The organism is Roseibium sp., assembly GCF_039982295.1.
Taxonomy (GTDB): Bacteria; Pseudomonadota; Alphaproteobacteria; order Rhizobiales; family Stappiaceae; genus Roseibium.
The window spans coordinates 14487-39826 of the sequence record NZ_JBDWYP010000045.1 but is presented as its reverse complement, the minus strand read 5'-3'; the positions used below and the strand labels follow the sequence as shown (position 1 = coordinate 39826).

The following is a 25340-nucleotide window of genomic DNA, read 5'->3' as shown; positions in this document are numbered from 1 at the left end:
GAACAGCCCATGACCAAACGACACACCAGAAACGCCACCATCGCAGTTGACCGGCAGCAGGCGCAAGGAAAACTCTTCCTTCTGAGCAGCGTCATCTTTCTATGTGCATTGTGCCAGGCAGCAATGGCTGAGAAAGTCTACTCTTTTGGAATCGTGCCCCAGCAATCTGCGAGCAGGCTTGCACAGGTCTGGGTACCGATCTTGGCCCAACTTGAGAAAGAAACCGGATACAAGTTAAAATTCACGACAGCCAAGGACATACCAACGTTTGAAACATGCCTTGCAGGCAAAGCGTACGATTTCGCATACATGAACCCGTACCATTACACGGTCGTACACGAAACCGCCGGCTATGAAGCCTTTGCGCATCAGGCTGATAAAAAGCTAAAGGGAATACTCGTCGCCCGAGCCGACGCTCAGCCCGGAGATCTCGCGCAACTCAACCAAAAAGCCATCGCGTTTCCTTCACCTGCAGCCTTTGGCGCCAGCGTGATCCCGCGGGCAGAACTGACTGCGCAGAACATCGATTTCGATCCGGTCTACGTAAAGTCACACGACTCTGTCTACCGCGCCGTGGCTTTGGGTCTATTCCCCGCTGGCGGCGGCGTCATGAGGACTTTCAACAATCTCCCTGACGACCTGAAATCACAGCTGAAGATTATTTACCAGACGGACGCTTACACGCCACATGCGTTCACCACTTCTCCGTCGCTGCCCGAGGAGGTTCGACGTAGAGTCATCGCGGCAATGATGGAATTAGAAGATGCATCCTTGCTCAAGCCCCTAGGGATGACCGGCTTTGTCGCCGCCTCCAACGAGAACTGGGACGACGTCAGAGCATTGCAGCTTACCGCAAACCAGACCGAAATTGCATCCGCGGGAGAAGAGACATGTCATTCAAATTGAAGACTATCCTCGGCATCGCGCTGATCGAAATCATCCTTCTGGCTATCCTTGTACTGACCAGCCTGCATGACCTAAGGTCATCGAACGAGCGAGAATTGCGCACACGCGCCGAAACGTCGGCCAAACTGCTTGCCACAATGACAAGTGATGCGGTTGTCGCACTGGATCTTGCGACACTCGACTCGCTCGTCGAACAGGCACTGTCCAACGAGGGCTTGTTGTTCGTTCAGATCAGCAACTCGAACGACTTGGTTCTGGCGGAAGGCGGCACCATTCCTGCACGGCTGTCGTCGGTGAAGGACACCACCGACGATCAGGACCTAAGCGATGGCAATTTCAATGTCACCGCACCGATCAATGTTGCCGGCGCCCAGTTTGGAACGGTCCAAATCGGATTATCCGCCTCCCTCCTAAACGATGTAGTGGCGGCCGGATCTCGCAGAATGTGGATCATAGCGGGCGTGGAAGTGCTACTGGTGGCCATCTTCGGCTATATTCTCGGCACAATCCTGACGAGACAGTTGAACCACCTGAGAGACGGCGCCGCTCGCGTCGCCAAGGGTGAATTCGGCTTCCACATGCCGGTCGTCGGCAACGATGAGCTCGCCAGCACCGCTCGGTCCTTCAATCAGATGTCCTCCGCGCTCGAGGAGTATGCAAAGGTCGTGAAGACCGAGAAGAACGAAGCTGAAGCGGGGCGTAAATTCGCGGAAACACTTCTGCACAACGCCATCAACAGCGTATCTCAAGCGATATTCATAGTTGGAGAGAATGGCGAACTGCGCTTCGTCAACCGAGCTGCTCGTGATCTTTACAAGCTAGACAAGGAAGACTGCGCTCCGGGAGCCCTGTTCAATGACATATTGCTATCGGCCTATACGTGGCGATCTGAAACAAAATCAGACGAACAAACTCAGGCAGTTTACGACCGCTTGAAGCGCCTGAATGCGAACCAGATCCAGACCTGGCAAAGCAAATGGATGGGTGAGCGCATCCTGCTGCACACTCAGCGACCAATTGCAGCTGGCGGATTTGTCATGGTCGACACGGATGTGACTGAGTTGTTCGATGCGAATGAAAAAAATCGCCGCCTGGAGCTAGAGCTCATGGAAACTCACAAGCTGGAGTCTCTGGGCACACTTGCAAGCGGCGTAGCCCATGAAATCAACACGCCGACGCAGTTTATCGGCGACAATCTGAAGTTCCTGCGGGAGGCGTTCGAGGACCTAAATGGCTTTGTCTCGACCCTGGATAACGCTGCAGCACCTGCGCAATCTGAACAGCTTGAAGAAATAGACTGGTCTTTCCTAAAAGAAGAAATTCCGGCAGCACTTTCCGAGGCCGCACAAGGCGTTGACTCCATCGGCAAGATCGTCCGTTCGATCAAGGAATTTGCACATCCCGACGACACCGAAACAACTGAGACCGACCTCAACAACCTCATTGAGAACGCGGTGACGGTTTCGCGATCGCAATGGCGGCACGGCGCGGACCTCGTCTTTGAGCCGGCAGAAACTGAAACGATCGTCGCTTGCTATCCGGGAGACGTCTCTCAGGTCGTCATTAACTTGATCGTCAATGCTGCTGATGCGATAGCGGAGCATTCTCAGAAGCAGGACTACGCTGGTGGCAAAGGCGAGATCCTTGTAGCCATTGAAAAGGACACGAAGTACTGCACGATTTCTGTGGCCGACAACGGTCCTGGCATCCCCGAGAGCTCTCTGCACCGAATCTTTGACATGTTCTACACCACCAAGCCGCCTGGCAAAGGAACAGGCCAGGGCCTGGCTATTTGTAAATCAATCGTAGAAATCAAACATCGCGGAAAGCTCAGCGTACGATCGCAAAGCGGCAAGGGGAGCACGTTCATTGTGAAACTGCCAATCACGCCCGGATCGTCGAAACAAAATGAGGCTGTCGATTCACATGCAGCTTAACCAGCCGCTGCTCGCATCGACAGCTTCGGCAATCAGGCCGTCATTCGGTTGACCCTACTTTCCGTGGCGTTCGCAGCCTACCTTGTCACAACGGCAAGGCCGACTGCGTACAATTTAAGGCATGCTAAAGCACTTTCGGCCTGACTTGGCCATGCGCAAATTCACATCGGCCACACCGAATACCTCGTCAGAACTGATAGGATCATGCAGCCTTTAACAAAGACGGCTAAAATACGGCACACTCACTAGATTTCGCCCAAATTCGGCTTGCGCAATCACAAGGAATGCGAAAATTAATGAAATAAAAATTTGGATATTCCTTTATCAAAATAATTTATACTTAACAAAATTATAACTAGGAAAATTATTCCCATTAATAGGTATATATTTCCTAGTAAATAAGAAATACATACCTAGTAAAAACTTACATAACTTAACTTTTCCCCGCCCGAATCCCCTTATTACTACGTTATAGATTCGTAACCATGGCTACCGTGAGGCAGCTTACCCGATTTTGGAACATGAATATGGGCGTTGCGACATCAAGAATTGACTCTTCAGGGACCGAGATGGGGACTGATCAAGGGATGCATGCAAATCCAATCACGACGCACTCCGAGATGGATTTAAAGCTTCTATCTGACGATGAGCTTCTGGCGCTCATTGCCTCAGATAGAGAGGACGCCTTCCAGACTTTGGTCGAGCGTCACGTCGACAGAGGTTATGCAGTCGCCTATCGCATCCTTCAAAACGGACAGGATGCAGAAGACGTTGTTCAAGATGCTTTCCTGCAAGTCTGGACACGTCGGCAGATGTGGCAAAGCGGACTGGCCAAATTCTCCACCTGGCTGTTCAGGGTTGTCAGCAACCGCTGTATTGACCTCCTCCGCAAACCACGCACCGAGACTGTAGACGAACTACCTGAATTGGAAGACACCAGCTGTAACCAGACGCAGGACCTGGAAAGACAGGAAGTAACCGAGTTGCTGGAAAGCGCCATGATGAGACTTCCCGACCAGCAACGCATTGCGATTGTGTTCTCCTACAATGAGAACATGAGCAATGGTGAGATTGCAGAAATCATGGACACAACAGTGTCGGCCGTGGAGTCCCTACTGAAACGCGGGCGCCAAAAATTAAGACAATTACTCAAAAATCAGGGCGCCGATATCTTGGCTGCATTTACAAATAGTTAACTCTACTTAAATCAACCAAAATTAAAAACCGCCTGAATTCGAACTTCTCCTCCGTTCAACAGTCAGAGCGCGACCAATCGTGCTGACCGCGCCGCAGACGAGCGTGGATCCTGTGACATGAGGAGAAGACGATGCCTGTTATTTCGACCAATACCGCGGCCAACACAGCGGTCCGCTACCTGAATTCGAATGCCGCCGACCAATCTGAATCCCTTGCGAAACTTGCAAGTGGCTCAAACATCACCAAAGCCTCCGATGATGCAGCCGGCCTGGCCATTGCGACCAAGATTTCATCCGATGTCGCAACACTCGAACAGGCGTCAACCAACGCCTCGCACGGCATATCGGTTCTGCAGACAGCAGACGGTGGCGCAGCAAACGTCAGTGATATCCTTGAACGTATGAAGACGCTGTCGTCGCAATCGGCGTCGGGCACTGTGACAGACACGGAGCGCGCCTACATCCAGGCTGAATTCGAACAGCTTCTCGAGGAAATTGACGGTATCGCTGAAAGCACGCGCTACAATGGCCAAAGCTTGCTGGATGGATCCAGCGATTTCTCGGATGATACAATTGACACCGCAGCAGTCGTAACAGGCGCCTCTGCTGATGCCACTGTAACCGCAGATACAAGCGGCACCATCAGTATCAACGATATCGAAATCGAGCTAACCACCGACGACACGGCGATGACCGTGGACGAAATGGTAACGCTGATCAACGATGGTCTACAGAATGAGGGTGAGTATACGATTACCGCGTCCAATGAGTCCGGTACACTGACCCTGACCTCGCTCGACATGGGCGATGACGCGTCGATCACACTGGAAGACGTGGAAGGCACCTTGAACCTGGCCACCCTTGGCCTGACCGAAGGTACGACGACCGGCACATCTACAGAAGTCGACACCACAGGCGCTGCAGTTGTGGTCGGCTCATCCTCTGCAGATACAATCAATTTGTCTCTGCCAGAACTGACCGCCGAAGCCCTCGGCATTTCTGACATGGATATCTCAACGGCGGACGGAGCTGCCGAAGCTCTTTCGGTGCTCGACATGGCCATCGATGAAGTCTCTAACGCACGAGCTGAAATGGGCGCGACCATGTCGCGGTTTGATTTCCGGTCTGCACAGATCGACACCAGCATCGAAAACTTGGATGCCGCACAATCCGCCATCGCCGATGTCGATATTGCAAAAGAACAAGCAACCTTGTCTGCAGCAAGTGTGAAGGTTCAGGCCGCGGTTGCAGCGGCCACGCAGGCAAACGAAATGCCAGAGAACCTGCTCTCCCTGATCCGCTAACACCCAGCTACCGGGCCGCCTAGAACACCCCACTTGATGCCTCGCTCCGGCGGTGTCATGGGCGGCCCGGTGCCATTGTAATCTCGCTAGAACCGGACCTTCGTGATGAGTGTTACCGACACAACATCGACTGCTGTGACCACGACTGAAACCGTCTACACCGCCACGGCGAACGCGAGTTCCGACATTGACTGGGATGCATTGATCGAAGCCGCAGTGCTGCAAAAGGAGCTTCCGGCAGACACTATCGAGACCAAGATAGAAGAGAATGAAGCCGAGATTGCAGCTTATGAAGAGATGCAATCCCTCCTCCAGGATATGGAGGATGCACTTGATACAATTCGCGGAACCGGCGACACCCTCACGGAGTCGGATGATGTCTTTTCTGTACGCGAAGCTTATCTGACCGGCTACGGCGATGTGACGGCAGAATCCGCTGTCGTGGTGACCGCCGATGATGGTGTCGACGTTGCGACATACCAGCTAGAGATCTCTCAACTTGCTACCAGTCAGAAAGTGGCCGGTGACGTTTACGCCGACAGCACGGCAGAGGTCGGACTGTCAGGCACCTTCACACTCGAGCTGGACGGAGCAGAGTATGATGAAGATGAAACCGCAAGTGAGATTACGATCACCGAGGATATGTCCCTCGATGAGATCGCCGAAGAAATAAACCTTGTATCTGATGTGAGTGGTGTCTCCGCATCTGTGATCCAGGTCTCGGATACCGAATTCCAGCTTGTTCTCAGCGCAACAGAGACCGGACAGGACATCGTAATATCCTCGGTTTCGGGTGATGATATCGGTCAGTCCCTCGGCGTGACTGACAGTTCAGGAGCTTTTACCAGCGAGCTACAGTCGTCACAGGATGCCATCATCACTGTCGACGGCATAGAGGTCGCACGCGACAGCAACGTAATTGATGATGTTATTGATGGTCTCACTTTCTCGATCTACCAGGAGACCAGCGACGACGACTATATCTCGGTTGAAGTCGCACAATCGCTGACCACCATTCAAGATGCCATTTACACACTCGTTGACACCTATAATGCCTACCGCGAGTGGGCACTGACACAGCAAGAAGTATCATCTGCCGGCGGCGCATCCGACGACGCAGTGCTGTTCGGTGACAGCACCATGCGCCTCGCCAATACCAGCATCGCCTCCAGCCTGGCGACGATGATCGATGGTGAGGGTATGTCGCTGCTCGGCCTGTCCTATGACAGCAGCAACTATTTGGAAGTCGATGACGACACCTTGTCGGATGCGCTTCTAAATAACCTTGATGCGATGGAAAGTCTCTTGCTGTTCGATATGGAGACAAGCTCCAGCGATCTAGCACTCCTCGCGCGCAACACTTCCATGCCCGACGAGCTTTCGCTCGAAATCGAAGTCGATACGGATGGCAATGTTTCAAACGTGTACGTCGATGGAGTCGAAGGGCTATTCGAAGTCAGCGGCACGCGTATCGTCGGGGTCGACGGCAGCATCTATGATGGCATCAGTTTCGTGTTTACCGGGACCGAAAACCAAACAGTTGATATGAGCTTCTCTTCAGGTCTGGCCGAGAACCTTTTCAACGTGGTCAATCAGTACGCGGACGAAGACGACGGCGCGCTGGCGGAAATCATCACGACCTTAAGCGATCAGAACACCGATTACGAAGAAGAATACGACAGCATTATCAGCGATGCTGACGACTATAGAGACTATCTGACCGAACTGTACGCGGCCTACCAGTCAGCGATCGAGGAGGCAGAGTCCGACCTTGAATACCTTGAAGCTCTTCTCAGTTCAGGAGATTAAGTGATGAGCTACGCCATGAACCGAGCCATTGCGGCCTACCGAACTGCAGCGACTACCGTCGCCCCCCCGGCGGCAATGACCTTGCTGCTCGACGAGGTCTTGAACGCAATCGTTCTGGCCGCCGAAAATTTACGGCAGAAAGAATTTGAGCAGGCCCATCTGCGAGTCGCCCGCGCGACTGGCATCCTGCGCGGACTTCGCCAGAACGTAGATCTTGATGTTGATAGAACTCTCGCGAAGCAACTGATCGATATGTACACGCGCAACATTTTCGCCCTGAACAGCGCCGCTTCAAAGCACGATGCGAGCGACCGTTTCTGCACGATTGCAACAGGCTTGCTCGAGTTGCGCAACGCCTGGGCCGATATGACCACGCTATCAGCCCGAAATGAGAAAAATCTTCTTGAGGATATACAGGCCGAACGAATTGTTGCTGAATGCGTCTAAGCCATAGACAATCAACATCCGTGCATGTACCGTTTTGGTCATGCACGGGTTCTGTCTGGTTTGGTTATGGCAACAGTGAAGCATCAAATGAGAATAGAGACGTTTGATGCGCTGTTGGATAAACACGGCTCAGACCTGAATGCGTGGCCTTCTGCTGAACAAGAGCCTGCTAGAGAGCTGCTGAAAATGTGCAGTGCTGCGAAAAATCGGCTGGAAGAGGAGCAAGCCTTGAAGGCACTGCTTACTTCCCATCAGCCCCGTTTTGCCCCCGAAGGCCTTGCGGCGAAAATTCTCAAAAAAGCACGCGAAATATCCTAACGTAACCACTTGAAGGTGACTGGACAGAACCGTAAGGAATCGAAATTCCTTGCCGTCTGTTTCTGACGCTGCCCAGACGTTCGTTCACTCGCGCTTTTTACTCACCATCTTCGCAAAATGCGATACGCGCTCAAGGCATCGTGCGACGATCGTCACAGAGCCTGAAGTTTCACCAAATTTACGAAAATACAGATAGGCAATTTATTCCCATCAAGTTTAAATCACCCTAGGCAAAATATTCCCAAGTAAATTATTCGAAAAACTGCGCCTGAAATGACTATTGCGCCCGTTTCAATACTATGCGGGGTAAATCGTCGATTTCAACAAATCACACTTGCCCTCGAAAGGTATTAATCGAGCGAGGGCGGCGATATGACTATATCAACCGTAAATTACTACTCGGACGTAACAAGCACTACATCAACATCGACGACATCAACGACGTCCGACGACGACAGAACCTCTATCGATAGCGATGAATTTCTGACGTTGATGGTAGAGCAGCTTCAAAATCAAAATCCGACCGACCCGACCGATACAAGCGAATACATCAGTCAGATGGTCGACTACGCCAGCTATGAGACTCAATCGGAGATCTCTGAACAGCTTTCTTCGATCACCGATACGCTGGCCAGCCTTATGAACTCTCAGGGCCTTGGCTACCTCGGGCAAACTGTTGAAGCTGTTGGCAACACAACATCACTTCAAGACGGAGAAGCCGAGTGGTCCTACACCCTTGAGAGCGAAGCCGAAAGCGTCACCGTCAACATCGTCGATGAAGACGGAAACACAGTCTTCAGTGAAACGGGTGAAACAGACGCCGGCTCCCACTCGATAACCTGGGATGGTGTGACATCCGACGGCGAACAGCTAGAGGACGGCGGCCTGTACACGATCGAAGTGGAGGCGTTGGATGAAGATGGCAACGACATCTCTGGCTATACCACCATTGTCGCCGAAGTAACGGCTGTCGATACGACCGGCGACAATGCAGTTCTCGGCATTGGCGACTCTTCTGTCCTACTCGACGACGTTCTCGCCGTCGTTGCAACGCAGTAGGGGGCCGGCATGAGCTTGCAAGGAGCCCTCAACGCTTCCATCTCCGCACTGTCCGCGCAGAGCACCGCCCTCTCGGTCATTTCGGATAACCTGGCGAACTCGCAAACGACAGCTTACAAGGCATCGTCGACGAGTTTTTCCAGTCTTGTTGCAGGAAGCGGAACGAATTCGAGTGGCGGCGTCGCCGCAACGATGGTCTCCAACGTCGATCAGCAAGGCCTCTTGGTCCAGTCGACAGATGCGACCCACCTCGCAATTGAAGGCGATGGCTTCTTCATCGTCTCCGATGGAACAGACGCGACATCGACCTACTACACCCGAGATGGTGAGTTCACTGTCGACAGCGACGGTTATCTGACCAACGGCGGCTACTACCTCCTGGGCTGGACAACCGACGCCGATGGGGAAGTCACCGGCGGCACTAGCGAGAACTCGCTGGAAGCGATTGACCTCGATTCCGTCCAAAGCTCTGTCGACGCCACATCGAGTGTGGAATTTCAGGCCAACCTTCCTGCAGATGCAGAGATTGGTGACAGCTTTGACACGAGCTTTGAGGTCTACGACTCCCTGGGCACTACAAGCACGGTTACTGCAACCTATAGCAAGACTGCAGAAAACACCTGGGAGATTGCTTACTCGGACCCCACCCTCTCCTCTACAGGTGAGACGATCGGAACGGTCACCTCTTCAGCGGTAGAAGTAACGTTTAATGCCGATGGCACCTTGGCCTCAACAAACCCGGACCCGGCCGAGTTGACAATCGAAGATTGGACTACAGGTGCCGCAGACAGCTCGATAACGCTTGGGCTTGGCGACGCAGATAGCACAACCGGCCTCACACAATACGCCTCCGATGATGGTGATCCGTCAATTGATGTGCAGTCCATCGACCAAGACGGTTTAGCCTACGGCAATCTGAGTTCAATCGAGATCTCCGACGATGGCTCAGTCATTGCTTTCTTCGATAACGGCGAAGAGCGCTCAATTTACCAGATTCCAATTGCGACATTTGGAAATCCGGACGGTCTCGAGGAAGACAGCGAGGGCATCTATTCGCGCTCATCCAGTTCGGGAAACGCGACCTTGCATGAGGCTGGCGAAGGGGGCGCTGGCACCATACAGGGTGGCTGGCTGGAGGCCAGCACCGTAGACACCGGAGAAGAATTCTCAAACATGATGTCGGCTCAGCAGGCTTATTCCGCTGCATCGCAAATCATGTCTACAGCCAGCGACATGTTCGACACACTCCTCGATGCTGTCCGATGACGGCGATGACCGAAGAGCTCAAAGCTTGCAAGGAAGAACACCGGCGATTGAAGGCTGAAATCCTTCGTCTTGAAGCTGCGCCGCGTTCTCCGGCGCAAAAATTGAGGCTGCTGGTTTGCAAACGCGACCTCCAAGACCTGATGCGCCGCATGCGCCAACAACAGCAGGCAGCGGGAGAAAAGATGTCCCGCTCCACCACTGCAACACAAGTCATCGGCGCTTACAGCCGCACGGTCGACACTTTGAAAAAACAGGGACGATGAACATGACGACGCGATCAGAGAAACAGCCGAACGTAGTGTTGTCCCCGAAAGACATCGCAAAGGTGGAAGCGATCGTCGATCATGCGATCTGCGTTTCAGATGATCTTATTGCGGTCACCGAAGAAGAGAACCGCAGGCTGACAAGCGGCCGTCCAACCTCCATTGAAGATCTCCTCGAGAGAAAACAAAAACTGGCTTCTGAACTTGAGGTGTTCCTGAAGAAATTCAAAGCACAGAGCAACATCTTCCTGCTCGCGTCACCCGGGAAATTTACTGAACTTCAGCTGAGAAACGAAAAACTGACGGCGGCACTCGCGCACAACAATCAAAACCTGGTGCGCGCCCTCACCGCGAACCGCAGAAGAGTAAAAACCATCATGCGGGCTATCCAGGACAAGCAACAGTCGACTGCAAAGTATGGCGTCAACGGCCAATACAGTCAGGCCACACCGCATCCACTCTCGATCGGCCGACGATACGAGGCGTAACGAAACAAGCTTGAGCGCGAACTGGAGCCCAGTTGATGACCAGTCTGACAACCTCCTCCTATATTGCCGCCAGCGCGCTCACTGCAGCGCAGGTGCAGTTGTCGGTCGCTTCCTCCAACATCGCCAACGCAGATACCGACGGATATACGGCAAAGACCGCATCGGCAGAGGCTCAAACCACTTCTAGCTATGGCTCTGGCGTTGCGGTTACCGGCATAGCTTCAAGTGTTAGCCAATATCTACTGGACGACCTGCTCACAGCCACAACCAACGCAGCCAACACGACTGTCACCGCCGATTACCTTGATGGACTGCAGCAGTCTTTTGGGTCAACAACTGGAGAAGATGGCGATGGGAGCTCGATCGCCAATACCATTGCCACCTTCGAAAGTGCATTGACAGAGCTTGCCGGAACTCCCGAAAGCGAGAGCCTGGCCAGCGCCGCCGTTTCAGCACTTGAGGATATTACTTACCAGCTCAACAGCCTTGCAACAGATGTTCAGCAAACAATAGATCAGGCCGACGAGCAGATTGCTGATGGCATCACGGCCACCAACGAGGCTATAGAAACAATCGATGCCTTAAACGAGCAAATCGAAGCTGCGGCGGCTCGCGGCGACAGTACGGCCGACCTCGAAGATGAGTTGAACGCCTGCCTTGTTTCGCTCTCCGAGCAGCTGGAAATCGCAACCTTCAAAGCCGACGATGGGACCGTCAAAGTATACACAAGCGATGGTCAGGTTCTCGTCGACAGCAATGCACATCTTCTGACCGCCGAAACAGCAGCAGACGGAACCATGAGCATTTCCGCAAATGGCACCGACATCACCAGCGATCTCGACACGGGCAATCTGGGCGCCCTGATCGAACTTCGCGACGAAACACTGCCAGCCTATCAAGATATGCTGGACGAACTGGCCACCACTTTCATCGATGAATTAAACGCCATAAGCGCAGGGCTTCTTACCGGCACGAGCGCCTCCGACATTGCAGTTAGCGATACAGTTCAAACCGACCCAAGCCTGTTGCTTGGCGACACGTTACCGTCCGAAGTCGCATATGAGCTACTCGATATCCTGCAAGCGAGCGTGAGTTTTGATGCTGCCGGAGAACTGTCCGCAGAAGAAATGTCATTTACGGATTACGCCAACAGCATCCTTTCAAACCTCGTCAGTGCAACCACCACCGCAGAGACACGGCTTGAATTGGCTGAAACAGAACTCAGCACTATTTCCGATACGATTTCATCGACCTACGGCGTCAACGTCGATGAAGAACTGACGCGTCTCTCCGAGCTCGAACAACTCTATTCAATCGCCTCGACGCTTCTCAGTGTTGTTCAGGAAATGTTCGATGACCTGCTGACTGCGGTTCAATAGGAGAAAGACCGATGGTCATGCGTGTTGCCACATTCAGCCTGTCATCCACGATTTTGCAAAGCGCAATGGAGACGCAGGCCAAGCTTGCAAGCAATCAGGAACAGCAGGCCAGCGGCATCATTTCCTCCGACTATGCAGGCCTTGGAACGGACGCCGCTACGCTTGTGGATCTTGAAGTGTCCATTTCCAGGTCCGAAGCTTCTCTTTCTGTTGCAGAAGATGCTCTCTCTCGTGTTGAAATGACTTATTCGGCGCTCGGTGGCATAAGCGACATTCTTACCTCCATGCGCGCGGATGTAACAGCAGTCCTCACCGACGAGGACCTTGCTGCCTTCCAGATCACTGCGGAAGCATATCTGGAAGATGTTTCATCGTTGCTCAACACGCAGCTTGCTGGACGATACCTCTTTGCTGGAAGCAACACCCAGGAGTCGCCTGTCGATCTCACGGCCTATGAGGCTATCGATCTGACCACCACGGATAGCAGCTACTACACGGGCGACACTTATGTTCAAACCGTGCGCCTGAGCTCTGAACGATCAATCGACTATGGCATTACGGCAGATACAGAAGCGATTGAAATGACCATGAGAGCGCTGTCTTATGCGGCAAGCGCAGATCCTCTGACCACAGATGATGTCGAAGCACTTTCAGACCTTCTCGTAGAGGCGCAAGATGGCGTGATAGCCCTTCAGAGCATCACGTCAACGACAGCATCCAGTTTGGAGAGCTTCATCTCATCCGAAGGGGAATACATCGCGGAGGCCGAGGAGCTCGCCAGCGAACTCAATACTGCGGATGTTGCCGAACTGATTGTCCAAGCCTCCAGCTATGAAGTCCAACTCGAAGCCAGCTACGTGGCACTGGGATCAATCAGTGACCTGTCAGTCCTCGATTATCTGTTCTAGTAGCCTAGACCAGCAAGGCGCCCTCGGGGCTGAAACTATGCCTCGAAGAGCCTGTTTGAAACCGAGGTAAGGTGGGCATGCATCTCGGCGCGAGCCTTGGCTGCATTACGATCACGGATGGCGTCGACAATGGCCTCATGCTCCGTAAAACTGTGATGATCTACCGGAGGATGGCCTGCGCGTTGTCTCAGCCGCCCCCAGACGACGGTTCGCCTCAACGAATTGAGCTGGTCGAACATCGCCAACAGCGGAACATTCTGGGTTGCTTGCGCCAGAAGCCGGTGAAACCGGTTATCTGACGCTTCATATTCACGCCAGGTCTCAGCTTTGCGGGACTGCTGAATGTTCGCGCTCATGGCTTCCATCTGCTCAAGGTTCGCGTCTTCTGCCGCCAGACCTGCGAGCATCGGCTCAAGTACTAGCCGCGCTTTCATAACATCCCTGAGCGTTGTCTTTTTTGCAATTTCAGAAACCGAAGGCTCTTCGACCATTCCCATGCCGTCGGAGACGAATGTTCCTCGCCCGACATGACGCCACACCCGCCCCTCCGCTTCCAGGACAGCAATCGCGCGCCTCAACTCCCCTCGAGAGATGCCAAGTTCCTTGCACAACACACGTTCAGCGGGGATTCGATCCCCCGGCACAGCACTGCTTTGCCCGATATAGGCCTTTAACTGCACCAACGCTCCATTCTCTGCGTTCATCTCTCCTCCACTTCAAACCAATTTCAAGATTGGTAAAACCAATATATCGATTATTTTAAATTCTCAACCTTTCTGTTGAGGCAGTCCCCATTCAAAAAAACATGCCCTTGAACTGCTGAAATCATACATGGCAGCAGCAAAAAATATCTATTTTACAACAATGATTTACGGATACAGACGTCAGCCACCCACTAAAACACAATGAGGATATGAAGCATGCTCTGCCAAAAACGCTATTGAATAATATCGATAAAAGGCTTTGAATTAAAAAATAAACACAAAATAAGCCGAGTTTGAGCAATTGGTTCGATCTTGGTATCGAACTGCTACTGGGAGGAAAACATGGGATTTTCAATAAAAAACATAGTTGGAGCTGCCGCGATCACGGTGTCCGCTCTGGCGTTCTCAACTGTTTCATCTAGCGCCGAAAAGGTCCGCATCGCACTTGGTGACGTTGCATCGGTAGAAACACTTTCGCTGCTCGTTGCCCTCGAGCGCGCAAAGGAAAATGGCCTCGATTACGAGCTGACGACATTCGGCAAGGAAGGCTTGGCAATCCAGGCAATCATCAGCGGTCAGATGGATCTCGGGATCGGCTCCCCCTACTCCGTGATCCAGAAATCAAAGGCACCGATCCGGAATTTCTTCCAGCTTTCAAAGCTGGTTTTCTTCCCGGTTGCGGAAGTCAAATACAAGACCTGGCAAGACATGGACGGTGAGCCGATCACGCTGCATTCACGTGGCGGCGGCACAGACGCGATTGCCAACATCATTGCAAAGCGGGAAGGTATCACCTTCGGCCAGCGCTCTTATGTTCCAGGTTCCGAAAACCGTATCGTCGCAATGCTCAAGGGGCAGGTCAACGCATCGATCGTAGACATCTCGAACAAGAACATCCTGATGTCCAAATCCGAAGGCAGATTCCATACATTGCCTGGTCTTGACGGCCGCGCAAGCGACGAGATTCTTTTCGCGAACCAAAACTGGATTGACGACAATCAGGAAAGCGTTGCCATTCTCGTGGAGGCTCTCCTGAAAACCTGGCAGGAAGTCAATGAAGACCCAACGATCGTCGACAGGGAACGCAAACGCTTCAACCTGCTGTCCGATCTGCCTGAAGAACTCCTTTCCGAGGTTGACGCCTATTACCAGGAAGCAGTCGACGGCGGTCTTTACGACCCCAACGGTGGTGGCGCGGATGCTGCCCGAGCTGACTTTGAGTTCTACGGTGAAGCAGGGCAGCTCGCCGGAGACCCGGCCACTTTGAAGGTCGAGGATTTCTGGAATCTTGGGCCGCTGAACGCAGCGCTGGCAAAACAGTAAGACGGAAAACCTCCAGAACAGTCGGCGCCTTGACGGGCGCCGACCCCTTACCTGAATTTCGCACCCTGAAAGATACATCCAATGGATAAGCATCTGACCAGCGCTCCCGCGCTCAAGGTCTTATCGATCATTATTGTCTTCTGCGCCTGGGAATATGCCGGAAGAATTCCTGTCAGTCCTGCCTTTCCAACCTTCCTCGAAACCATGCAGGGCCTTTGGGAAATCACCATCGACGGCTCTCTGTTACGGGCATATCCGGAAACCCTGAAGCCACTCATTCTTGGCGTCGCCATCTCCGCGGTCCTCGGCATCACCATTGGTGTCGCCATCGGTTTGAGTTTCAAGGTTGAATGGTTCGCGTCGCCGATCTTCGTTGTGATGCAATCTGCTCCACTTGCAGCCTTGATACCCCTTCTTGTTCTGGCCTACGGCATTGGCCTCACGTCCAAGGTTATGGTCGTCTGCATCATGGCGATGCCTGTCATTGTGCTGAATTCGGCCAACGCCGTGCGCCACACGCCAACCTCGATCAAGGAGATGGGGCGTTCTTTCCTCGGATCTCCCATGGAAATCATCTTTAAGATCATTCTGCCCTCTGCAGCGCCCGTGATCTTTGCTGGACTGAGACTTGGCGTATCCGCCGGATTCATCGGCGCCATCCTGTCAGAATTGCTCATCACCCCGACGGGCATTGGTGATGTCATCACCTACAATCAGGCAATCGCCGAGTACGCAAAAATGTACGCAGCAATATTCTCGATCATCGTACTTGCGGTCGTTTTCCTAGACGTCATTGAAAAAATCGAACTGACACTGTTCAGGCCAGACAAAAGAGTAAGCGCATGACCAGCCAAGGCAACACAGCCCTCAAAACCACCCAGGATGCGCCCCAAAGTGATATTGCGGTCTCCGTCCGCAACGTCTCCAAGATCTACGGCGGTGCTATTCATGCTCTGAATGACATGACGCTGGACTTCCCGCGAGGTCAGCTGACGTCACTTCTTGGCCCCTCCGGTTGCGGCAAGACCACGTTGTTGAAAATCATCGGCGGTTTGCTTGACCAGACCTCCGGCGAAATTCTCGTAAATGGCAAACCGGTTGATGGACCGGGGCCGGACCGCGCCTTCGTTTTCCAGGATTTTGCCCTGATGCCATGGGCGTCCGTCATACGGAACGTGGCTTTTGGTCTGGAACTTCGCGGTGTCGCAAAATCCGAACGAGAGGCTGTTGCGGAGAAATACATTGCTGCGGTTGGCCTCTCCGGCTTTGAGAAACAGTATCCGCACGAACTGTCCGGCGGCATGCGCCAACGCGTCGGTCTTGCCCGCGCGCTCTCGGTGAACGCAGATGTTCTCTTGCTTGATGAGCCGTTTTCGGCTGTTGACGAGCAAACACGCCGTAAATTTCAGGAAGACCTCCTTGCGCTGGTCGAAAACGAAAAGAAGACCTTCATCTTCGTGACCCACTCAATCGAGGAGGCCGTCTACGTTTCAGACCAGATTGCATTGCTTCTTGCCCGTCCAAGCCGCGTCTCGGAGATCATCAAGCCGGACATCGATCGCAGTATCTCGCCTGATGCCCTGCGCCGGGACCCGGTCTATCTGGACACGGTCGAACGCATCTGGTCCTCCCTGCGGTCGTACGTTGAATAGGAAGCAGAGCAATGAAACTATTCGGCTACAAACTTCCCATGATGAGCTCATTGTTGATTTGGGCCGTGCTGTGGGAAATCGTCGGGCAACTCGACATGACGATCCTGCTGCCTCCCTTGAGCGCAATTCTCGCCAAGATGATCGAAATCGTTCCGACCACCTCGTTTCTGAGCGCATTCGGCGTGACAGCGAGGGCATTTCTGGTCGGAACCGGGTTCGCCGTCGCCATCGGCATTCCTGTTGGTGTCTTGATGGGAAAGAGCGTTCTGATTGACCGTTTGCTTCTGCCTTGGGTCAACATGTTCCTGAGCGCTCCCCTGACGGCGTTGGTGCCGGTCTTGATGGTGCTCTTCGGCATTGGCGAACAGACTGTCATCATCACGACCGCCCTGTTTGCGATCTGGATCATCGTTTTGGACACCCGCGCCGGCGTGAAGCAGATCTCCAGCTCACTTGTCGAAATGGCTCACTCTTTTGGTGCGTCGTCATTCCAGGCGTTCTTCAAGATCTATATCTGGGCTGCTCTTCCGGAGATTCTTGCAGGCGTTCGCATCGGCTTCATTCGAGCAGTCAAAGGCGTCATCATCGGACAACTGCTGGTATCTGTTGTCGGCTTCGGTCGCCTGTTCGAACTCTACTCAGCCAACTTCCTCATGGAGCACTTCTGGGCGCTTCTTCTGGTTCTCTTCTTTGCCGCATTCACCCTTGCCGAAGGGCTGGGATACCTGGAGCGCAAGGTTGATTACTACGCCGCCAGCCGCGCTCCCTGATTTGCCATCATATCTACAGACAAAAAGGAAACACAAAATGGGTTATGTGATTGACCTGCCTCAACAAGTAGCTGCTGCAATCGAAGGGACAGATGACACGTTCCCGGTTCGCCGCATTTACTGCATCGGTCGCAACTATGCGGATCACGCAATCGAGATGGGGCATGATCCGGACCGGGAACCACCCTTTTTCTTCCAGAAAAACCCGAACAATATCATTCAGGACGGCAAATTCCCCTATCCGCCGCATACGAGTGACGTTCACTATGAACTGGAGATGGTTGTCGCGCTGAAAAGCGGAGGACGCAACATCCCGATTGAAAGCGCCCAGGATCATGTCTTCGGATACGCGGTCGGCCTCGACATGACACGACGGGACCTGCAAGGCCAGATGAAGAAAATGGGACGTCCCTGGGAAATCGGCAAGGCATTTGAGCACTCTGCGCCAATGGGGCCAATCGTTCCCGTGTCCAAGACCGGATACCTTGATCAGGGAGCGGTGTCTCTGCTGGTCAATGGCGTTGAACGGCAGAAGGGCGATCTCAACCAGATGATCTGGAAGGTGCCTGAGATGGTCAACTACCTGTCTGAATACTATGAAATTGCCGGTGGCGATCTCATCATGTCTGGCACCCCAGCCGGCGTCGGCGCCATCCAGAAAGGTGATGTAATGGTTGGCAAGGTAGAGGGTGTCGGAGAAATCGAAGTCGTCGTTGTCTAACTGATGCGGCAAACTTGGCACGGCCACCTGGTTGGCCGTGCTCTTTCTTGATCATGACACCAAAAAGGCCACGCCATGGAACTCTATGGCGTGGCCTTTTTGTCGTATCCGTGGACTTCTGTGGGACGGTTGCAACCTTTAGCGCGGCGGAATTCCCTTTTGGTTTTCAGGAGCAGCGTCTGTCTTGGTAACCCCGTCAATAAGCACAAAAGCTATTGAGCAAGGTTCAGTGCCCCGATTGGACCAAGCGTGATTTGTACCGCGCTGGACCACCACGTCGCCAGCTTTCAAAAGCACTTCATCTTCATCCATGAGCATGTAGATTTCTCCGCTCATGACCACCGCATAGTCAACGCTATCCGTGCGATGCATGAAGGGATGGCGTGCGCCCTCAACGATGTTGGCGCCCGCTCCCATTTCCGCAAACGCCGCCTTGCCGTCCAGAGTTGCCATAACCTCTGGATCCTCAGGCATGAATTCAACAACGCGAAAAACACTGCCATTCTTTGGCGGATGTAGAATGAAGTCTCCCTCGCAGGTTTCCACTGCACCATCGTATTCTGCAGGCGTTCCATGTGTCAGCCAAAAATTGGTCAGTGTCACACCCGGCCGACTTGGTCTTTGAAGGAGATGCGTCGCAATCTGATCACTCTCTACAATTGCAACGCCATTGTCATCGTGACCCGTCACGACGCGTCTGAATTTACGAGCCATATCTGTCCTTCTAGTCATGAATTTAGGCAGGGATCTTCCGGCTTGCCTTCTGTGTGAAGAGCAATCCCGCAAGCAGAGCGGCGCCAATAACTACGGTCTGCCAGAATTGGAGGAGCAAGCAGAGGCCTGCAATCAGGGCAACAGCCCGACTGAGCCAATGCAGTGGCCGATGGAGGCAGCCGACGACCCCGACGGCAATCGATGCAATACCGGCAAAGCCGCTCGCAACCGCCACTACGTTAGCCACGACGTCGCCCTGCATGAGCAGGCTGGGGCCAAACACAAATGCAAAAGGCAAGATAAAGCTGGTCGTAGCATAAGCCGCCGCGGTCCACCCGACCCTGTTGATGTCAGCACCCGCAATACCTCCCGCGACATAAGACGCCAGCGCGACCGGCGGCGTGATCGTCGAGATACAGCCATAGTAGAAGACGAAGAAATGGGCGGTCAGGACCGGCACACCGAACTTGACCAGCGCCGGAGCAACGACTGTCGCAAGGATCAGATAGGCCGCAGTTGTGGGGAGTCCCATCCCGAGCACAATGGATGTCACCATGGTGAAGAAGAGTGCGAGAATAAGCTGTCCATTGGACGCTACATCAATCAGCAGCGCGATCTTCGAGCCCAATCCGGTAATACCGAGTGTGCCTGAGATAACTCCGGCCGCAGCACACGCTGCCGAGATGGTCACGACATTGAGCGAACCATCGGAGATGCTCCCGGCAACCTTCTTGAAGAATGCGCCGTCCAGGCGGCGATGTCTCACGACATCAAGCAGAAGCAGAACAAACATCGCCCAGAGCGAAGCCTTAAACGGCGAAAAGCCAACAAGCATCAACACCAGAAGAACACTGAAGGCCCCGATAAAAGGCGCACCATCAACGAGAACCTGCCAAAGCGAGCGGCCATCCGTCTGATCATGCTTGACCGGCTTGATATCTGACTTCACTGCCTGCAGATGCACAACGAAGAACGCCGATCCAAAGAACAGCAACGCTGGTAACAGCGCAATCAGCATGACCGATGTGTAGGGCACGCCAACGATTTCCGCCATAATGAAAGCTGCGGCCCCCATCACTGGTGGCATCAACTGCCCACCGGTAGAGGCGACTGCTTCAATGGCGGCCGCCTGGTGTGGTGCATAGCCTTCGCGTTTCATGATCGGGATCGTAACGGTTCCCGTAACTGCAACGTTTCCTGCAGCCGAGCCCGATACCATGCCGATGAGCGTTGAGAAAAGCACTGCGGACTTCGCGCTTGCCGCACGCATCCCTCGGGTCAATCTGATCGAAACCTCAAAGAAAAAGTCACCGGCACCAAAACGTGACAGCATCGCGCCAAAGATCGTGAAGACAATAATGTAGGTTGCGGCCACTCCGACCGGAATGCCGTAGACGCCCTGTGTGTCTGTCGTCAGGAAGATGACCATTCGCTCGAGCCCATATCCCCTTCCGTTCAGGATGCCGGGCAGGAAAGGACTGATAAAGGGATAGCAGAAGAAGGTAAGTGTAATGAGCGCGAGAACGAGGCCCACTCCGCGACGGGCCGCCTCAAACACGAGAACCAGGATGACAGCTCCAGCATAAAAATCTGCTGGTTCGGTCAATCCACCGCTGAATGCGATGGCCTTCCAGCGCGCAATCAACCAAAGGCTCGCCCCCACGACGGCAAGCACCAGCCCCCAGGTCAGGAGCCCATTCAATCGACTGCCCGCAAGACGTGCAGACGCTGGTTTTAGTACGAAAAGAAGAGAAAAAGCCAAGGCGACATGTATCAACCGCATTGGCATCGTCGACAGGGAGAAAATCCCGGAAACCACAGCAAGGTGAAAGGCTCCGAGCCCAAACGCGGCAAATGAGATAAGAGCGGGCTTGCTGGAGCCCCTGGCGACAATACTTCTGATATTCAATTTCTCGAGCCTTCCGACCTGTCAGACAAGCGCGCCGCTAGTTGCGGCGCGCCGTAATCGCGATAGCCAGAAAGCTTACTTTTCGAAGTATCTCGCTGCGCCTGCATGCAATGGGATCGCAAGACTCAGAGATGCAGCCGGATCAATTTGCTTGGCATTGGCGTTTTCAGCCTGAAACTCGTCGAGATGATCGAACACGGATGCAACGATCTTTTCGACGACATCGGCACTCAGAGAATTCGGCGCGATCAGCATGTTGTTGACGCCGATCACAGTTCCCGGCTCTGCGGTGCCATAAACGTCCGCGGGAATCTCAACGCTCTTGTAGGCGCGGTTTTTCGCAAGCGCCTTGTCCAGCATCCCGTCCGAGAACGAGATAAAGCGCAGTTTATTGCCCGCAGATGCCTGCATCACCGCACCGGCCGGGTATCCGGAAAGCGCGAAGGCAGCATCGACATTGCCGTCACTCAGCTGACTGAAGCCATCAGAGTAGGAGAGAAAACTAGGGGTCATGTCCTCCAGCTGCATGTCGTGCAGCGGAAGAAGGAAATTGAGAAATCCGAGTGTACCACCACCGGCAGGCCCAACGGCGACGCGTTTGCCCTTTAGATCTTCGATGGTCTTGATGTCAGAGTCTTCAAGAACGATCATATGCAGCACACTGGGGTGCAAGGCGGCGACTGCGCCGAGATCAATTGCGCCGGACTTGTAGGGTCCCTTCCCGTTGATCGCGAGCACGGCCAGGTTGTTGTTCGTGATGGCAATCTCAACTTCACCGGCGCCCAGGAGACGCGGGTTCTGTACCGACCCTCCTGTTACGACCGGAACCATGGAAATGTCATCGCCAGCGTATTTGTTGACCAGGTTCGCGATGCTCTGCCCCATTGGATAGAAGGCTCCTCCAAGGCTCGCCGTACCAATGCGAAGCTCTTCCGCTTCAGCTCCTGTTGCCGCCAACAGCAGGCCCGCCGCAAATGCGGTCTTCTTCATCAAGCTCAACATGTCATTCCTCCCGAATTTTCAACAAGGATAATCGAGATCACTTCTCATTCAAGAATTTTTATCGATATTTTGACTTAAAGGAGTAATTAAATCGACATATAAGAATTTCGTATGCCTCCCCGATCGACCACGTATCTGAAAACGCAAACCAAACTGGATCAGACATGCCACGCTACAGCTTGTCGCTCACTCGACACGTCTCCAACAAAGCAGAAGTCCTGGAAATCAGAGATGGACATCATGCAATCTACGTATTGGAAGGTTCCTTGAGCATTTCAGGTACACCTTTCAAAACCGGCGACGGCGTGCACCTGGAACATCCCACGCAGATCGAAACCAACAACGGCCCTGCTCAATGGATTTGCTTTCGCCTGGCGGAAGAAATGTCAGGCGAAAGCTTGGGGGGTGAAATACTATTGTCCGAAGTGGTTGATCTGGAGAGCGCCGCGCATCTTTTACGCTTGGACACCGTCAGCTTTCCCGAGGGTGCCTGCGCATGGCGTCACATCCATCCCGGGCCCGGAATCCGCTATCTCGCCAAGGGTCGCCTAACACTTCAGTCTGACGACCATGAACAGCTCATGGAAATTGGCGACAGCTGGTTTGAAGCAGCCCAATCGCCAGTCAAAGCGACGGCGGACACCACTATTCCCGAAACGCTTTTCGTTCGCGCGATGATACTGCCGACTGAATTCAAAGGACGCCCGACGATCAACATACTGGATGCCGAGGATCGCCTTCGTCCACGTTTGCAGACGACAAACCGCATCATCGACGAGGTAATCTCGCTTCAGGATGGATAGTGGTCCGACAGCGAAGATGATCTCCAGTCCTCGGCAGGCTCTGCCGGCTCTGAGAACAGCCCGGCGAGCTTTATCGCCTCGATCGCACAATACTCATCCTTGTCGGACGTATCACCGCTGATCCCTACCGCGCCGATTGTAACCTTGTCGGCATCGCGGATGAGAACACCACCCGGAACAGGAATGAGGCGACCGTCAGAGGCTGTCGCGAGCGCCGCTTGAAAAGTCGGCCGCGCCGACAGTCTGTCACGGATAAGGCGGCTGGAAATTCCCATCCCCAGCGCCCCCCAGGCCTTGCCGAAAGCAATGTCATACCGCAGCACACCTGAGCCATCCTCGCTCTTGGCAGCCACCAGTTTTGCGCCTGCGTCGAGAACCACCACAGTGAGCGGCAAAAGCTGCTCAACGCGACCGAGCCGCAGTGCTTCATCAATAATCACGTCGGCAGAAGCAAGCGGCAGGCTGGTTTGAAGATGCATCTCGATTTCCTCAATTGCTCAACAAATCTGGCAGGATTGTCACGATTTCCGGGAATGCCAGCAGCGCGATAATGGTCAGCACGTCGGCAATAAAGAACAAGGCAATGCCGCGAAACACCTGAGGCAGGGAAATACTCGGTTGAACAGCATTCACCACGAAACAATTCAAACCGATTGGTGGCGTAATCAAACAGACTTCAGCCATCTTCACCACGATGATACCGAACCAGATTGAATCAAAGCCGAGCGCAATCACAGCCGGATAAACAACTGGCAGGGTCAGCAAAAGCATACCGATCGCATCCATAAACATCCCGAGGATCGCGTAGGCCAAGAGGATGCATATCATGATCACCATCGGCGGCATGTCGAGACCGACCACCCATGCAGTAAAGGCTTCCGGAACACCTGAGAAACCAAGAAAGCGCACGAAAATCAGAACGCCCCAAATGAGCGCAAAGATCATGGCAGTCAGTTTTGCGCTTTCCATCAGTGAGCTTTTGATCGTCTTGAGACCGGCACCGCGCAGCAGGGCGAGCACGAAAACAACGGCCGCTCCGAGAGCGCCAGCCTCCGTTGGTGTCGCCCATCCCCCGTAAATTGCGGTGATGATGATCAAAACCACCAGAAAAACTGGCGAGACGCCGGGCAAAGACGCAAACCGTTCTTTCCAGGTTGATGGTTCGACCGCCGGTGCCTGTTCGGGGCGAAGCATCGCCCAAAAAACGATAATGGCCGCATATATAAGTGCGGAAACCAGACCAGGCAGGAACCCTGCGAGCAACAGGCGCCCGACAGATTCCTCAACGATGATCGCATAGATCACGATGATCGCAGAGGGCGGGATCAAAGTGGCCAGCGTGCCGCCGGCCGCAACAACGCCCGCCGCAAGTTTCTTGTCGTAGCCGTAGCGCAGCATCTCTGGAATTGCGACCCGCGCAAAGACAGCAGACGTCGCTGTTGACGCTCCGGAGACGGCAGCAAATCCGGCGGTTGCGAATACAGTCGCCACAGCGAGACCACCGGGAAGCCAACCCAGCCACTTGCGCGCAGCAGTAAACAATTGCCCCGTCATTCCGGCATGAAATGCCAGAAATCCGATGAAGATGAACATGGGCAAGACGCTAAGGGCATAAGTCGACGACTTGGAATGCGGCACAGTCCCGACAATGCCGGCCGCACCGCTCCAGCCAAGAAGCTCAATCAGCCCCAGCAACCCGACGACCGCTGCGGCAAAGACAACCCGAACGCCGAAGATCACCAGGACGAGCAACAGCGTCAGTGCGATGATGCCGACCAGAAGCGGATTTGCGAACCCGATACCGAGGATCATTTACCGTCTCCTGATTGGGGCGCTTTGTCTTCGGCAATGTCACCGCCCATGGCATCGTGCATCTCATCTTCGGCTTGCTCAGCCGCGCCCTTGACGAAAATCACCCCGACAGGGTCGCGCTGAGGGTCCAGGAACATTCTCATACTGCCCAAAAGCTGCACCGAAAGACGCAGGAACCAGATAGAAAATGCCACAGGAACAAGCAGCTTAGACGGCCAGACAGGGAGCTCGGCATCGATCGTTGAATCGCCCAGCGTGTAGGAACGCCAGAAATGCTCCCCTCCGTACCAAATCAGCACGCCGATGATCACCAAACCCACGACCGTGCCGAAAATCTCGGCGGCCCATAGGCCCCGGCCGTGCAGTCGGCCTACCAGCAGCTCCATACGGATGTGAGCACCAATGCGTTGGCAATAGGCTGCTCCTAGAAACGCCATGCCAGCCATTGAGAGCTCGACCAAATCGATGTAGCCCTCGATTGGCGCGTTAAAGACTGTTCTACTGACGATCTGCGCAACCCCGAGCACCATCAACAAGAAAATGGCGCAGGCAGCCAGAAGGTTCGCGGCATCCTCGACAGGTGCGAGCAAACGATCTGCCGCACCGAGACACCCGGCGTTTTCCTGGGATTTGATCATTTTGGTAATTTC

General features: G+C 53.8%; 26 protein-coding genes. 19 read left to right on the top strand and 7 right to left on the bottom strand.

Annotation, left to right across the window (positions count from 1 at the left end; translation table 11 throughout):
- The first annotated feature begins 9 nt into the window (after positions 1 to 9).
- The 13 genes from ABJZ52_RS08505 (at position 10) to ABJZ52_RS08445 (ending at position 13280) form a co-directional block, all read left to right on the top strand.
- Positions 10 to 906 (top strand): phosphate/phosphite/phosphonate ABC transporter substrate-binding protein, encoded by an 897-nt coding sequence (locus tag ABJZ52_RS08505; RefSeq protein WP_348192109.1) that lies wholly within the window; start codon positions 10 to 12, stop codon positions 904 to 906.
- Positions 891 to 2843, top strand: coding sequence for an ATP-binding protein (locus ABJZ52_RS08500; RefSeq protein WP_348192106.1), 1953 nt, complete (start codon positions 891 to 893; stop codon positions 2841 to 2843). The genes ABJZ52_RS08505 and ABJZ52_RS08500 overlap by 16 nt, the downstream gene beginning before the upstream one ends.
- A gap of 587 nt (positions 2844 to 3430) precedes the next feature.
- Positions 3431 to 4039 (top strand): RNA polymerase sigma factor, encoded by a 609-nt coding sequence (locus ABJZ52_RS08495; RefSeq protein WP_348192186.1) that lies wholly within the window; start codon positions 3431 to 3433, stop codon positions 4037 to 4039.
- Between the two features lie 131 nt (positions 4040 to 4170).
- Positions 4171 to 5343 carry a flagellin gene (locus tag ABJZ52_RS08490; protein WP_348192103.1) on the top strand — a complete coding sequence of 391 codons (1173 nt, stop codon included), beginning with the start codon at positions 4171 to 4173 and terminating at the stop codon, positions 5341 to 5343.
- A gap of 105 nt (positions 5344 to 5448) precedes the next feature.
- Positions 5449 to 7152, top strand: a complete 1704-nt coding sequence (gene fliD, locus ABJZ52_RS08485) for a flagellar filament capping protein FliD (protein WP_348192100.1) — start codon at positions 5449 to 5451, stop codon at positions 7150 to 7152.
- 3 nt (positions 7153 to 7155) lie between these two features.
- On the top strand, positions 7156 to 7599 hold the full coding sequence (locus ABJZ52_RS08480) for a flagellar protein FliS (RefSeq protein WP_348192097.1): 444 nt from the start codon (positions 7156 to 7158) through the stop codon (positions 7597 to 7599).
- A 66-nt stretch (positions 7600 to 7665) separates the two neighbouring features.
- Entirely contained in the window at positions 7666 to 7917 is a 252-nt protein-coding gene (locus ABJZ52_RS08475) for a hypothetical protein (protein WP_348192094.1), read from the top strand.
- Between the two features lie 372 nt (positions 7918 to 8289).
- Entirely contained in the window at positions 8290 to 8976 is a 687-nt protein-coding gene (locus ABJZ52_RS08470) for a flagellar hook capping FlgD N-terminal domain-containing protein (RefSeq protein ID WP_348192091.1), read from the top strand.
- A 9-nt stretch (positions 8977 to 8985) separates the two neighbouring features.
- Entirely contained in the window at positions 8986 to 10242 is a 1257-nt protein-coding gene (gene flgE, locus ABJZ52_RS08465) for a flagellar hook protein FlgE (protein ID WP_348192088.1), read from the top strand.
- Between the two features lie 47 nt (positions 10243 to 10289).
- Positions 10290 to 10505, top strand: coding sequence for a hypothetical protein (locus ABJZ52_RS08460; RefSeq protein WP_348207948.1), 216 nt, complete (start codon positions 10290 to 10292; stop codon positions 10503 to 10505).
- Positions 10506 to 10567: 62 nt separating this feature from the next.
- The gene (locus tag ABJZ52_RS08455) at positions 10568 to 10993 is read left to right on the top strand and encodes a hypothetical protein (protein WP_348192082.1); all 426 of its coding nucleotides are present in this window, start codon (positions 10568 to 10570) and stop codon (positions 10991 to 10993) included.
- 35 nt (positions 10994 to 11028) lie between these two features.
- On the top strand, positions 11029 to 12372 hold the full coding sequence (gene flgK / locus ABJZ52_RS08450) for a flagellar hook-associated protein FlgK (protein WP_348192079.1): 1344 nt from the start codon (positions 11029 to 11031) through the stop codon (positions 12370 to 12372).
- Positions 12373 to 12383: 11 nt separating this feature from the next.
- The gene (locus ABJZ52_RS08445; protein WP_348192076.1) at positions 12384 to 13280 is read left to right on the top strand and encodes a flagellin; all 897 of its coding nucleotides are present in this window, start codon (positions 12384 to 12386) and stop codon (positions 13278 to 13280) included.
- 35 nt (positions 13281 to 13315) lie between these two features.
- On the opposite strand, the gene ABJZ52_RS08440 is transcribed toward ABJZ52_RS08445, so the two are convergent.
- Positions 13316 to 13984: an FCD domain-containing protein gene (locus ABJZ52_RS08440; RefSeq protein WP_348192075.1), complete on the bottom strand. Its 669-nt coding sequence runs from the start codon at positions 13982 to 13984 to the stop codon at positions 13316 to 13318.
- Between the two features lie 342 nt (positions 13985 to 14326).
- Here ABJZ52_RS08440 and ABJZ52_RS08435 point away from each other — a divergent pair, with 342 nt between their 5' ends.
- From ABJZ52_RS08435 to ABJZ52_RS08415, 5 genes are all read left to right on the top strand, one after another.
- Positions 14327 to 15307 (top strand): ABC transporter substrate-binding protein, encoded by a 981-nt coding sequence (locus ABJZ52_RS08435; RefSeq protein WP_348184464.1) that lies wholly within the window; start codon positions 14327 to 14329, stop codon positions 15305 to 15307.
- Between the two features lie 81 nt (positions 15308 to 15388).
- The gene (locus ABJZ52_RS08430; protein WP_348192073.1) at positions 15389 to 16153 is read left to right on the top strand and encodes an ABC transporter permease subunit; all 765 of its coding nucleotides are present in this window, start codon (positions 15389 to 15391) and stop codon (positions 16151 to 16153) included.
- Complete coding sequence (locus ABJZ52_RS08425; RefSeq protein WP_348192070.1) at positions 16150 to 16959, top strand: ABC transporter ATP-binding protein; 810 nt, start codon at positions 16150 to 16152, stop codon at positions 16957 to 16959. The genes ABJZ52_RS08430 and ABJZ52_RS08425 overlap by 4 nt, the downstream gene beginning before the upstream one ends.
- 11 nt (positions 16960 to 16970) lie before the next feature.
- A complete protein-coding gene (locus ABJZ52_RS08420) occupies positions 16971 to 17729 on the top strand; it encodes an ABC transporter permease subunit (RefSeq protein ID WP_348192068.1) in 759 nt (252 codons plus the stop codon).
- A gap of 37 nt (positions 17730 to 17766) precedes the next feature.
- Entirely contained in the window at positions 17767 to 18450 is a 684-nt protein-coding gene (locus tag ABJZ52_RS08415; RefSeq protein WP_348192065.1) for a fumarylacetoacetate hydrolase family protein, read from the top strand.
- A 138-nt stretch (positions 18451 to 18588) separates the two neighbouring features.
- Here the strand turns inward: ABJZ52_RS08415 and ABJZ52_RS08410 are convergent, their stop codons facing one another.
- The 3 genes from ABJZ52_RS08410 to ABJZ52_RS08400 form a co-directional block, all read right to left on the bottom strand.
- A complete protein-coding gene (locus tag ABJZ52_RS08410) occupies positions 18589 to 19164 on the bottom strand; it encodes a cupin domain-containing protein (RefSeq protein WP_348192063.1) in 576 nt (191 codons plus the stop codon).
- A 22-nt stretch (positions 19165 to 19186) separates the two neighbouring features.
- Complete coding sequence (locus ABJZ52_RS08405; RefSeq protein WP_348192060.1) at positions 19187 to 21073, bottom strand: TRAP transporter fused permease subunit; 1887 nt, start codon at positions 21071 to 21073, stop codon at positions 19187 to 19189.
- Positions 21074 to 21148: 75 nt separating this feature from the next.
- Positions 21149 to 22075: a TAXI family TRAP transporter solute-binding subunit gene (locus ABJZ52_RS08400; RefSeq protein ID WP_348192058.1), complete on the bottom strand. Its 927-nt coding sequence runs from the start codon at positions 22073 to 22075 to the stop codon at positions 21149 to 21151.
- Positions 22076 to 22239: 164 nt separating this feature from the next.
- Between ABJZ52_RS08400 and ABJZ52_RS08395 the strand changes: the two genes are divergently transcribed.
- Entirely contained in the window at positions 22240 to 22878 is a 639-nt protein-coding gene (locus tag ABJZ52_RS08395; protein WP_348192056.1) for a hypothetical protein, read from the top strand.
- On the opposite strand, the gene ABJZ52_RS08390 is transcribed toward ABJZ52_RS08395, so the two are convergent.
- The 3 genes from ABJZ52_RS08390 to ABJZ52_RS08380 are packed head-to-tail and all read right to left on the bottom strand — an operon-like array spanning position 22866 to position 25328.
- Positions 22866 to 23357, bottom strand: coding sequence for a heme-binding protein (locus tag ABJZ52_RS08390; protein ID WP_348192054.1), 492 nt, complete (start codon positions 23355 to 23357; stop codon positions 22866 to 22868). The genes ABJZ52_RS08395 and ABJZ52_RS08390 overlap by 13 nt on opposite strands.
- A gap of 10 nt (positions 23358 to 23367) precedes the next feature.
- The gene (locus tag ABJZ52_RS08385; protein WP_348192051.1) at positions 23368 to 24690 is read right to left on the bottom strand and encodes a TRAP transporter large permease; all 1323 of its coding nucleotides are present in this window, start codon (positions 24688 to 24690) and stop codon (positions 23368 to 23370) included.
- Positions 24687 to 25328: a TRAP transporter small permease gene (locus ABJZ52_RS08380; protein ID WP_348192048.1), complete on the bottom strand. Its 642-nt coding sequence runs from the start codon at positions 25326 to 25328 to the stop codon at positions 24687 to 24689. Before ABJZ52_RS08380 ends, ABJZ52_RS08385 begins: the two co-directional genes overlap by 4 nt.
- Positions 25329 to 25340: the final 12 nt, after the last annotated feature.

Coding starts and splice junctions, on each gene's coding strand:
- ABJZ52_RS08505 (WP_348192109.1), top strand. CDS start 10: ATGACCAAACGACACACCAGAAACGCCACCATCGCAGTTGACCGGCAG.
- ABJZ52_RS08500 (WP_348192106.1), top strand. CDS start 891: ATGTCATTCAAATTGAAGACTATCCTCGGCATCGCGCTGATCGAAATC.
- ABJZ52_RS08495 (WP_348192186.1), top strand. CDS start 3,431: ATGCATGCAAATCCAATCACGACGCACTCCGAGATGGATTTAAAGCTT.
- ABJZ52_RS08490 (WP_348192103.1), top strand. CDS start 4,171: ATGCCTGTTATTTCGACCAATACCGCGGCCAACACAGCGGTCCGCTAC.
- fliD (WP_348192100.1), top strand. CDS start 5,449: ATGAGTGTTACCGACACAACATCGACTGCTGTGACCACGACTGAAACC.
- ABJZ52_RS08480 (WP_348192097.1), top strand. CDS start 7,156: ATGAGCTACGCCATGAACCGAGCCATTGCGGCCTACCGAACTGCAGCG.
- ABJZ52_RS08475 (WP_348192094.1), top strand. CDS start 7,666: ATGGCAACAGTGAAGCATCAAATGAGAATAGAGACGTTTGATGCGCTG.
- ABJZ52_RS08470 (WP_348192091.1), top strand. CDS start 8,290: ATGACTATATCAACCGTAAATTACTACTCGGACGTAACAAGCACTACA.
- flgE (WP_348192088.1), top strand. CDS start 8,986: ATGAGCTTGCAAGGAGCCCTCAACGCTTCCATCTCCGCACTGTCCGCG.
- flgK (WP_348192079.1), top strand. CDS start 11,029: ATGACCAGTCTGACAACCTCCTCCTATATTGCCGCCAGCGCGCTCACT.
- ABJZ52_RS08445 (WP_348192076.1), top strand. CDS start 12,384: ATGGTCATGCGTGTTGCCACATTCAGCCTGTCATCCACGATTTTGCAA.
- ABJZ52_RS08440 (WP_348192075.1), bottom strand. CDS start 13,984: ATGAACGCAGAGAATGGAGCGTTGGTGCAGTTAAAGGCCTATATCGGG.
- ABJZ52_RS08435 (WP_348184464.1), top strand. CDS start 14,327: ATGGGATTTTCAATAAAAAACATAGTTGGAGCTGCCGCGATCACGGTG.
- ABJZ52_RS08430 (WP_348192073.1), top strand. CDS start 15,389: ATGGATAAGCATCTGACCAGCGCTCCCGCGCTCAAGGTCTTATCGATC.
- ABJZ52_RS08425 (WP_348192070.1), top strand. CDS start 16,150: ATGACCAGCCAAGGCAACACAGCCCTCAAAACCACCCAGGATGCGCCC.
- ABJZ52_RS08420 (WP_348192068.1), top strand. CDS start 16,971: ATGAAACTATTCGGCTACAAACTTCCCATGATGAGCTCATTGTTGATT.
- ABJZ52_RS08415 (WP_348192065.1), top strand. CDS start 17,767: ATGGGTTATGTGATTGACCTGCCTCAACAAGTAGCTGCTGCAATCGAA.
- ABJZ52_RS08410 (WP_348192063.1), bottom strand. CDS start 19,164: ATGGCTCGTAAATTCAGACGCGTCGTGACGGGTCACGATGACAATGGC.
- ABJZ52_RS08400 (WP_348192058.1), bottom strand. CDS start 22,075: ATGTTGAGCTTGATGAAGAAGACCGCATTTGCGGCGGGCCTGCTGTTG.
- ABJZ52_RS08395 (WP_348192056.1), top strand. CDS start 22,240: ATGCCACGCTACAGCTTGTCGCTCACTCGACACGTCTCCAACAAAGCA.
- ABJZ52_RS08390 (WP_348192054.1), bottom strand. CDS start 23,357: ATGCATCTTCAAACCAGCCTGCCGCTTGCTTCTGCCGACGTGATTATT.
- ABJZ52_RS08385 (WP_348192051.1), bottom strand. CDS start 24,690: ATGATCCTCGGTATCGGGTTCGCAAATCCGCTTCTGGTCGGCATCATC.
- ABJZ52_RS08380 (WP_348192048.1), bottom strand. CDS start 25,328: ATGATCAAATCCCAGGAAAACGCCGGGTGTCTCGGTGCGGCAGATCGT.